Source organism: Bacillus sp. V2I10, from assembly GCF_030817055.1.
Taxonomy (GTDB): domain Bacteria; phylum Bacillota; class Bacilli; order Bacillales; family Bacillaceae; genus Bacillus_P.
On record NZ_JAUSYV010000001.1, the window covers coordinates 5,395,484 to 5,405,653 of the forward strand.

The window sequence follows — 10,170 nt, forward strand, 5'->3', positions numbered from 1 at the left end:
CCGCTCTTATTTCGTCAGCACTTCTTCCTTTTCATGAGGCAATTCTGTATCCGGATAAATTTCTGTCGGATATTTCCCTGTAAAACAAGCTAAACACTGTCCGCGGCGCTCTCCTTCATAAGGGCGTCCAATTCCTTCAAGCAGCCCTTCTACACTTAAGAAAGTCAGCGTGTCAGCACCAATAATTTCGCGGATTTCTTCCACTGAATGGCTTGCTGCAATCAACTCTTCTGTTGATGATGTATCAATTCCGTAGAAGCATGGATTGCTGATCGGCGGTGACGTAATGCAGACATGCACTTCCGTTGCTCCCGCATCTCTCAGCATGTTGACGATTCTGCGGCTCGTTGTACCGCGCACGATGGAGTCATCAACCATGACAACACGTTTGCCTTCAACAACGCCTCGTACTGCAGACAGCTTCATTTTTACCCCTTGCTCTCTGAGAGACTGCGAAGGCTGGATAAACGTTCTGCCGACATAACGGTTTTTGATTAATCCAAGTTCATAAGGAATACCTGATGCTTCTGCATACCCAATCGCTGCTGAAATACTTGAATCCGGCACACCTGTGACAACATCTGCTTCAAATGGCGCTTCGATTGCCATGCGTTTTCCAAGATTTTTGCGTGCTGTATGAACATTGATGCCGTCGATATTGCTGTCAGGTCTTGAAAAATAGATATATTCCATGCTGCAGATCGCGCGATTAACGTTCATAGAGAATCGCTCAGAGCGGAGACCTTCATCATTGATGATTAAAAGTTCTCCAGGCTCAACCTCACGAAGATATTCTGCACCGATAATGTCAAAAGCACATGTTTCTGATGCAACAACATAAGAGTCGCCAAGCATGCCGATTGATAATGGGCGAAGACCGTTCGGATCAAGCGCCACCATCATTTCCGTTTCCGTCATGATTAAAAAGGCATATGCTCCTTTGATCATCGTCAGCGCATTTTTAATTTTATCCTTCATTGAGAAGTATCCGCTTCTCTTAATTAAGTGAGCAAGTACCTCTGTATCTGAAGTTGACTGAAAAATACTTCCCTGATTTTCAAGCTGATGCTTCAGGCCGTTTGCATTCACTAAGTTACCATTATGAGCAAGAGCCAGACCGCCGCTTTCAGAACGGAAAAGAAGCGGCTGAACATTTTCAAATCCGCCTCCCCCAGCCGTCGCATAACGAACGTGGCCGATGGCTCCTTTTCCTTGAATATCATTCAGACGGCCGCCGCTGAATACTTCTGTAATCAGGCCCTGCCCTTTTACACAAGTCAGCTTCTTCCCGTCCGTTGAAACAATCCCTGCACCCTCTTGACCGCGGTGCTGTAGACTATGCAAGCCGTAATATGTGATTTGCGGTGCCTCAGAGTGTCCCCAAATCCCGAACACTCCGCACTCTTCGTTTAATCCTCTGATTTCAGCAAGCATGGAATCGCTCCTCTCCAAGCTGTTTCAAGCGCGCTTACCTTCGATTGAATTAAGATTTCGCCTGTTTCATTTTTCACAGTGAATGCTGCATCTTCTGTTACACTTCCGATTAACACAGAATCTGTCATTTCTTCAAACGCTGTCTGGTGTTCAGGCTTTACTGTCACGATAAAACGGGACTGTGTTTCACTGAAAAGTGCGGCAACTGCTTCGCCATTTACTGTGATGTTTGCACCAAGTCCGTTCGTACCGAATGTGCTTTCTGCAGCTGCTACTGCCAAACCGCCTTCAGCTACGTCATGTGCAGATGCTACTAATCCAGCGCGGATCGCTGCTGATACCTGTGCCTGGCGCTCTGCTTCCACTCCAAGATCCATCTCAGGTGCTTTGCCGAAAATCTTGCCGTGAACCATTTTTTGCAGCTCACTGCCGCCAAATTCATTTTTCGTTTCGCCGATCAAGTAGATCAGGTCGCCTGCTGCTTTGAAGGATTGTGTTGTGATGTATTTTGTATCTTCAATTAAACCAACCATTCCAATTACAGGTGTCGGATAAACAGCTGTTCCGTTTGTTTCATTATAAAGCGATACGTTTCCGCCAATAACCGGTGAATTCAGCACACGGCACGCTTCACTCATGCCATCGGCTGCTTTTTCGATTTGCCAGAAAATCTCAGGCTTCTCAGGATTTCCAAAGTTCAGGCAGTCTGTCACAGCAAGCGGTCTTCCGCCTGAGCAGACGATATTGCGTGCAGCCTCTGCAACGGCAATCATTCCGCCAACTTCAGGATCGAGGTAAAGATATCTTGAGTTGCAGTCTGTTGTCATCGCAAGTGCTTTATTTGTATCGCGAATACGGAGAACAGCTGCATCAGAGCCAGGTGCTACAACCGTATTTGTGCGGACCATGTAGTCATATTGATCATAAACCCATTCTTTGCTTGCAATTGTGGGCTGTTTTAAAAGGTTCACTAGAGTTTCCTTCAAGTCACCCACTTCAGGCGCGCTTGCTTCCATCTCCTGAAACTCTTTATAATAAGCCGGCTCTGCAGATGGCTTGTGATAGACAGGTGCTTCTTCTGCAAGTGCATCAACCGGAATTTCTACAACTACCTCGCCTTTATGGAGAAGACGGAGCATTTTATCATCTGTTACAACCCCGATTGCTTTTGCTTCAAGCTCATATTTGTCAAAAATGTCGGTGATTTCTTTTTCACGGCCTCGTTCAACGACTAATACCATGCGCTCCTGTGATTCAGAGAGCATCATTTCATAAGGTGTCATTCCTGCTTCACGCTGAGGTACTAAATCTAAATTCATCTCGATGCCTGAACCTGCTTTGCTCGCCATTTCAGCAGTCGAGCTTGTAAGTCCCGCTGCTCCCATGTCCTGAATGCCAACAAGAGCATCGCATTTTATAACCTCTAGACAAGCTTCAAGCAAAAGCTTTTCCATAAACGGATCTCCTACTTGTACAGCAGGGCGTTTTTCATCTGATGCATCCGTCAGTTCCTCTGATGCAAATGTAGCGCCGTGAATGCCGTCGCGGCCAGTTTTAGCGCCAACATACATCACGGTATTGCCAATTCCTTTTGCCACACCTTTTTTAATATCTTCATGGTTGATTAACCCGACACACATCGCATTTACAAGCGGATTTCCATCGTAAGAAGGATCAAACTGAATCTCTCCTCCGACAGTTGGAATACCGATGCAATTTCCGTAGCCGGCAATACCTGCAACAACTTCTTCAAACAAATAACGGACGCGTGGAGAGGTTAATTCCCCGAAGCGCAAAGAGTTTAATAGAGCGATAGGACGTGCACCCATTGAAAAGACATCACGGATGATTCCGCCTACGCCTGTTGCTGCACCTTGATAAGGTTCAATCGCAGAAGGGTGATTGTGGCTTTCGATTTTAAACACAACTGCCTGCTCGTCTCCAATATCAACGATCCCAGCACCTTCACCAGGTCCTTGAAGAACATGCTCGCCGGTAGTCGGGAACTTCTTTAAAACAGGCTTTGAATTTTTATAGCTGCAGTGTTCTGACCACATGACAGAGAAAATACCGAGCTCTGTATAATTCGGCAGGCGTCCCATAATCTTTTCAATCATTGAAAACTCATCATCACTAACGCCCATTTGACGGTAGATTTTCTCTTCTTTAATCATTTGCTGTGTTGGTTCAAGCAGTAGTGACATGAGATTCCCTCCAGTTTTTCACGATCGATTTAAATAGGTTCAGTCCATCCGCGCTTCCAAGCAGTGAATCAACTGCACGTTCAGGATGAGGCATCATTCCAAGAACATTTCCGCGCTCATTTACGATTCCTGCGATATCTTCCAAACTTCCATTTGGATTGTTTTCATATGTGAAGACAATTTGATTGTTTTCTCTTAATCTTTCTAAAGTCAGCTCATCACAATAGTAGTTTCCTTCACCATGCGCGATCGGAACAGAGATGACCTGCTCTTTTTCATAGGCAGAAGTGAACATCGTTTTCTCATTTTGAACGATAAGGTTTGTCGGGCGGCACATGAATTTCAAGTTTTCATTGCGCTTCATCGCACCCGGCAATAAGCCTGCTTCAAGTAAAATCTGAAACCCATTGCATACACCAAGAACCGGCTTTCCTTCTTCTGCAGCTTTAACAACTTCCTTCATGACATTTGCAAAACGCGCGATGGCGCCAGAGCGAAGATAGTCTCCGTATGAAAATCCCCCCGGAAGAAGAATACCGTCAAAACGGCTTAGATCTGTTTCATCATGCCAAATGTACTCTGCTTCTTCACCGAGCTCATCCTTGATAGCGTGGAACATATCAATATCACAGTTTGATCCCGGAAAAACGATGACGGCGAATTTCACTGTGCGACAACCTCCTCCACCTCATAGCGGTAGTCTTCAATGACTGTATTTGCAAGCAGCTTTTCGCACATTTCACGAACAGTCGCATCCAGGTCACGCTCAGTCTTTTCAATCGTAAGCTCCATGTACTTTCCAATCCGAACATCGTTAACCTCTTTGTAGTTCATGCTGTGCAATGCGTGCTGTACCGCGCTTCCCTGTGGATCAAGAACGCTTTCTCTGAGTGTAACGAATACCTTTACTTTGTACATGCTGTTTCTCCTCCTAAACGATTTAAAATTTCTGAGTATGCATCTGTTAAGCTGCCGATATCACGGCGGAAAACATCTTTATCAAACTTCTCATTCGTTTTTTCGTCCCATAACCGGCACGTATCAGGCGAAATCTCATCTGCTAAAAGCAGTGTGCCATCCTTTGTTAAACCAAATTCCAATTTAAAGTCGACCAAGCGGATGCCGCAATTTTTGAAGTGGCTGATCAAGACTTGATTCACTTTTAAAGCCGCTTCCTTCAGCTGCTGCACTTGCTCTTTCGTTGCAGCTTCAAGGAGTTCAATGTGATCTTCTGTAATCAGAGGGTCACCTAAATCATCATTTTTATAATAGAATTCTACAATTGGAGTTTTAAGCGGTGTTCCTTCCTCTATTCCAAGTCGCTTTGAAAGGCTTCCTGCCATGATGTTCCGGACAACGACCTCAAGCGGCACAATCGAAACCTCTTTTACAAGCTGCTCCGTTTGGGAAAGTCTTTTAATGAAATGACTCTCAATGCCGTTCTCGGCAAGCTTTTCAAACAACAGTGTCGAAATTTCATTATTTAAACGGCCTTTTCCTTCGATTTCAGCTTTCTTCTCACCATTAAACGCTGTTGCAGAGTTTTTATATGAAACTAGCAAAACAGCATCTTCATTTGTGCGGTAAATTTGCTTCGCCTTGCCTTCATAAAGCAGGTTCAACTTTTGAATAGTCATGAAAATCCTCCTAGTAACGACTGAATATTGGGAACATAAGATATGCGGAATCACCCGTTTAGCTCAGGCATGACAGATAAGGATCCGCCAGTAAAGGAGCTTTTTGCCTTTACTGGCGAAGCCGTTCTGGCCGAGGAGTTGGGCGCTGAAGCCGGACATCAAGGTACAAGCTCCTGCTTTGCTTCTTTAAAAAAGAGGCAAATAAAAATATTTACCTCTTTGTTTTTAAGATTCCGCTTAAAGACCTAAGCGTTCAAATATTGTATCTACACCTTTTAAGTGGTAGTTGTAATCAAAGCAGTCTTCAATGAGTTCACTTGATAGACGGTCTGTGATCGTTCCATCCGCTTCTACAAGGCTGCGGAATGGCACTTGTTTTTCCCATGCTTCCATTGCTTTTGGCTGCACAATATCGTAAGCCTGCTCGCGTGTCATACCTGAATCAATCAGGGCAAGAAGAACGCGCTGTGAATAGATAAGTCCAAGAGTGCGGTCCATGTTGCGCTTCATATTTTCAGGGAAAACAGTCAAGTTCTTCACGATGTTGCCGAAGCGGTTCAGCATGTAGTTCAAAGCAATGGTTGCATCCGGCAGAATAATACGCTCTGCAGATGAGTGTGAGATGTCACGCTCATGCCATAGCGGGACATTTTCGTAAGCTGTCATCATGTAGCCGCGGATGACCCTTGCAAGACCTGTCATGTTTTCAGAACCGATCGGGTTGCGTTTGTGAGGCATAGCAGAAGATCCTTTTTGACCTTTTGCGAAGAATTCCTCAACCTCGCGTGTTTCACTCTTTTGAAGACCGCGAACCTCTGTTGCGAATTTTTCAATTGACGTTGCGATTAATGCAAGTGTGCTCATATAATCTGCGTGACGGTCGCGCTGCAGGGTCTGTGTAGAGATTGGAGCTGCCTGCAAGCCTAACTTTTCACACACATATGCTTCAACAAAAGGATCTATGTTTGCATATGTGCCAACAGCACCGGACATTTTTCCAAATTCAATGCCTTCTGCTGAACGCTTGAAGCGCTCTAAGTTGCGTTTCATTTCTTCGTACCATAATCCAAGCTTAAGTCCAAACGTCGTAGGCTCAGCGTGTACACCATGTGTACGGCCCATCATAACGGTGTATTTGTGTTCAATCGCCTTGTTTTTTAAGATTTCAACAAAGTTTTCGATGTCTTTTAAAAGAATATCGTTAGCCTGCTTCAAAAGATAAGAAAGGGCTGTGTCAACTACATCCGTTGAAGTTAAGCCGTAATGCACCCATTTTCTTTCATCTCCAAGCGTTTCAGAAACAGCTCTAGTAAAAGCAACAACGTCGTGACGTGTTTCTTCTTCGATTTCCTTGATGCGGTTAATATCAAATGACGCGTTTTGGCGAAGCAGCTTTACGTCTTCCTTTGGGATATGCCCAAGCTCAGCCCATGCTTCACATGCAAGAATTTCAACCTCAAGCCAAGCTTTAAAACGGTTTTCTTCCGTCCAAATAGCACCCATTTCAGGTCTTGTGTAGCGTTCAATCATCGATAAATCCTCCGTTCTATTGTTGGCCCCATAGTTTGTTGATCTGTGTTTCAGTCTGTTCGATTGCTTCTGTTAAAAAAGTGACGTGCCCCATTTTCCGTTTGTGCTTCGCCTCTTTTTTACCGTACAAGTATATCTTACCTTCGCGGAATAACGAAAGATTATTTAAAACAAGCGGCATATGTTCGCCTAAAACGTTGACCATCAGTCCAGGATGCAGCAGCGCCGGCTTCCCGAGCGGCAAATTGCATATGGCTCTGATGTGCTGCTCAAATTGATCCGTCTCGCAAAGATCAATCGTGTAATGACCGGAATTGTGCGGCCTTGGAGCAAGCTCATTTATAAATACTTCTCCATCTTTCGTCACAAACATTTCAACGGCAAGGGTACCGACCAGGCTAAACGCTTTTGCAAGCTTATATGCCTGTTTTCTAGCTTCTTCGGCAACCTCTTCCTGTATCCTTGCAGGCACGATGCTTTGATGAAGAATATTGTTTACATGAATGTTTTCTGCAATAGGGAAGGAGCTGATCTCTCCATCAGAGTTTCTGGCAGCAATCACCGAGATCTCTTTTTCAAAAGACACCCATTTTTCCAGAATACATGTACCGCTTTTTAATAGGTCTCGGGCTTCAGGTATATCGCTTTCCTGCCTGATCACAGCCTGCCCTTTACCATCGTAGCCACCTCTGCATGTTTTCAAAACACATGGATACTGAAGTTCGCATACAGCAGAGGAAAGTTCTTCTTCCGTTTTGACAATCCGGTAGTCCGCAACCTTGCAGCCCGCGTCTGTAATCGCTTTTTTCTCTGTCTCGCGATCTTGAGTTAAAGAGAGCAGAACAGAACCTTGAGGAAGGCAGGCATTCTCTTCAATCCACTTCAAAGCCTCGTAATCTATGTTTTCAAACTCGTAGGTTATCACATCACTAAGTTCAGCAAGCTTCTTTATCGCTGACAAATCATTATAAGAAGCGGTAATTTCATAGTCTGCAAGCTGACCGCATGGTGAGTTCGGTGCAGGATCTAAAACCGCCACATCATATCCCATGCTTTTCGCAGCCACTGTCATCATCCGGCCAAGCTGTCCGCCGCCGATAATTCCAATTGTGGAACCTGGCAATATTGTTTTGTTAGACAAGCTCATCACTGCTTTCCAGCACATTTTTTCTCGTTTGTTCACGTCTTGTTTTCCAGAGCTTCTGCGATCTCTTGGTTTGTAATCGATAAAATTTGTGCAGCAAGCAGTCCTGCGTTTACCGCACCGGCTTTTCCGATCGCAACCGTTGCAACCGGAACGCCTCCAGGCATTTGAACAATCGACAGCAGGGAGTCCATGCCATTCAGCGCTTTTGACTGAACAGGCACTCCGATAACAGGGAGCGTTGTCTTCGCTGCTACCATGCCAGGCAAATGCGCTGCACCGCCGGCTCCTGCAATAATGACCTTTAGTCCTCTATTTCTAGCATCTTCTGCGTATTCAAACATATAATCAGGTGTACGATGCGCCGAAACGACTTTTTTCTCGTAAGGCACCTGCAGCTCATCTAAAATATCGCACGCATGCTTCATTGTTTCCCAGTCAGACGTGCTTCCCATAATAATCCCAACTGCTGCTTCCATTCCATATCCCACCTTTTTTATCCATAAAAAAAGCCCAGCATGCATCGCTTCTCTATAAGAGAAAGCAATACAAACCGGGCATCAGAACATGTTAAAATCAAGCCGTTCCATGACAGGCTGAAAATTACTTTCCCTCATAGTCCAATAATTTACGGTTATCGGGTAGAAACTTTCGGGCCATATTCCCGACTTTATATGAGGTAAAATACATTCATTTTTATATCCATGTTTATCATAACAGCACACTTAAGAACTTGTCAACGCAAAATCGAACAATTATCCCTATCACGATAAAAACGTTCGTATTTAGATCAATTTCCCTTCAAAAACAATCTTTTTACCATAAGGTACCACTTCAATTACACCATTTACCTTCTCTTCTTTAAAGATGGGTTCTTCCATTCTTCTTACAGGCATATAACCCTCTTTTTGCATACGGGAAAGACAGCTGTCAATGGTCTCGCCCTCCAGCACCTCAAACTTTCGCTTTTTAGGTTTATCCGTCATACTTCAATCTTGCTCCTTCTTACAGCCTTCACCCAGAAACCGCCGTGTATGGTTTTCGGTTCAAAAGCAATAATAAACGCCTTCGGATCAAGTTCCTTAATAGCTGCATACAAATTTAATTCGTATTTGCGCGGTGTGAGAATCTGCATCGCCAAACGGTCGCCCTCACGCCCATTTGCCATCCAGTCTGTCACACCATATCCGCGATCTCTTAAAATCGCAGGCAAATCCCTCTCACTTTCAGTAGAAATCACATTAACCGTAATATACCCAAGAGCAAGCTTCTCTTCAATTTTCATCCCGACAATAACACCAATCCCATACCCAATAGCATAGGCAATTAAGTTCTGAATCTCATTTAAATTATCCAGCACCAGCCCAAGGCCAATGACATATATAACAACCTCAATCGTACTGATAAAAGCCGCTAAATACCGCTGACCCTTTAACGTCAAAATCATGCGTATCGTAAAAAATGATACGTAAACAATATTGATGAGCAAGATGATTAACACCATCGTTACACTATTTGAAAGCAATCGACTTCCTCCTAACCATGTTATACCTCTTAATGAAGGTAACAGGTCATATCTTACTAAAGTTTGTGCAAAGACACAATGCCTTTTTTATTGTGATTTCTTAACTATTTTTCTCATTAATCTATTAGGGAATGCAGCCGGAAAGTGCAATTTTTTTGCTGATTTGCGGAAAATATGAACTTCTGTGTAATGGTCTTTTTTAGGGAGGACAGTTCTTGCGAAGTTTTGACTGGAGAATGGGGATTCCGGCTCGTTACAGTGCTTCAGCGGATATAAAATAAAGACCTGTTTTGCAAAGATTTCGTGGAGGGGATCGCCGTGATTGGAGTTGAGCGCTTTTCTACTTCTTAAAAGATTCATTTGCCGAGGGCAGCTAGAAAAGGCCATTTCCGTGATTATTTTGTTTTTTTGGTTCATATTACTGGTCTTCTGCCTTTATTTTGAACATTATCATAGCTATACACAGGATTAAGAACCTGTTATAAGAGCAGCTTTTTCAATTCATGCTCACTCATAGGTCATTTGTGCTCGCTTAGCGTTATTTTGTACTTGTCCAGTCAATTACATCCAATCGATGGCGATCTTTCTAAATAGCAAAACCTGCTTCCAACCGCCACGCCTCTAACTGTCCTTTGCCATTTTATTTTTCCCATACAAAAAAAGAACAGCATCTCTGCTGTTCTTTTTTATGCGTGC

At 44.0% G+C, this 10,170-nt stretch carries 10 protein-coding genes, 1 pseudogene and 1 riboswitch; all 11 genes and pseudogenes read right to left on the reverse strand.

Annotation, left to right across the window (positions count from 1 at the left end):
• Positions 1-6: 6 nt before the first annotated feature.
• Entirely contained in the window at positions 7-1,434 is a 1,428-nt protein-coding gene (gene purF / locus QFZ72_RS27225; RefSeq protein WP_307439511.1) for an amidophosphoribosyltransferase, read from the reverse strand.
• Complete coding sequence (purL, locus tag QFZ72_RS27230; RefSeq protein WP_307439514.1) at positions 1,410-3,638, reverse strand: phosphoribosylformylglycinamidine synthase subunit PurL; 2,229 nt, start codon at positions 3,636-3,638, stop codon at positions 1,410-1,412. The genes purF and purL overlap by 25 nt, the downstream gene beginning before the upstream one ends.
• The gene (purQ, locus tag QFZ72_RS27235) at positions 3,622-4,305 is read right to left on the reverse strand and encodes a phosphoribosylformylglycinamidine synthase subunit PurQ (RefSeq protein WP_307439515.1); all 684 of its coding nucleotides are present in this window, start codon (positions 4,303-4,305) and stop codon (positions 3,622-3,624) included. Before purQ ends, purL begins: the two co-directional genes overlap by 17 nt.
• The gene (purS, locus tag QFZ72_RS27240; protein WP_070875309.1) at positions 4,302-4,556 is read right to left on the reverse strand and encodes a phosphoribosylformylglycinamidine synthase subunit PurS; all 255 of its coding nucleotides are present in this window, start codon (positions 4,554-4,556) and stop codon (positions 4,302-4,304) included. Before purS ends, purQ begins: the two co-directional genes overlap by 4 nt.
• Positions 4,544-5,269 carry a phosphoribosylaminoimidazolesuccinocarboxamide synthase gene (purC, locus tag QFZ72_RS27245; RefSeq protein ID WP_252208734.1) on the reverse strand — a complete coding sequence of 242 codons (726 nt, stop codon included), beginning with the start codon at positions 5,267-5,269 and terminating at the stop codon, positions 4,544-4,546. The genes purS and purC overlap by 13 nt, the downstream gene beginning before the upstream one ends.
• Before the next feature lie 243 nt (positions 5,270-5,512).
• Positions 5,513-6,805 (reverse strand): adenylosuccinate lyase, encoded by a 1,293-nt coding sequence (gene purB / locus QFZ72_RS27250; protein WP_307439518.1) that lies wholly within the window; start codon positions 6,803-6,805, stop codon positions 5,513-5,515.
• Between the two features lie 16 nt (positions 6,806-6,821).
• On the reverse strand, positions 6,822-7,952 hold the full coding sequence (gene purK / locus QFZ72_RS27255) for a 5-(carboxyamino)imidazole ribonucleotide synthase (RefSeq protein WP_307440044.1): 1,131 nt from the start codon (positions 7,950-7,952) through the stop codon (positions 6,822-6,824).
• Positions 7,939-8,428: pseudogene (gene purE / locus QFZ72_RS27260) on the reverse strand (5-(carboxyamino)imidazole ribonucleotide mutase). Before purE ends, purK begins: the two are co-directional and overlap by 14 nt.
• A gap of 117 nt (positions 8,429-8,545) precedes the next feature.
• Positions 8,546-8,647: riboswitch (purine riboswitch) on the reverse strand.
• An 87-nt stretch (positions 8,648-8,734) separates the two neighbouring features.
• A complete protein-coding gene (locus QFZ72_RS27265) occupies positions 8,735-8,935 on the reverse strand; it encodes an NETI motif-containing protein (RefSeq protein ID WP_307439520.1) in 201 nt (66 codons plus the stop codon).
• Positions 8,932-9,453 (reverse strand): DUF2179 domain-containing protein, encoded by a 522-nt coding sequence (locus tag QFZ72_RS27270; RefSeq protein WP_252205575.1) that lies wholly within the window; start codon positions 9,451-9,453, stop codon positions 8,932-8,934. The genes QFZ72_RS27265 and QFZ72_RS27270 overlap by 4 nt, the downstream gene beginning before the upstream one ends.
• A gap of 108 nt (positions 9,454-9,561) precedes the next feature.
• A complete protein-coding gene (locus tag QFZ72_RS27275; RefSeq protein WP_307439522.1) occupies positions 9,562-9,891 on the reverse strand; it encodes a hypothetical protein in 330 nt (109 codons plus the stop codon).
• Positions 9,892-10,170: the final 279 nt, after the last annotated feature.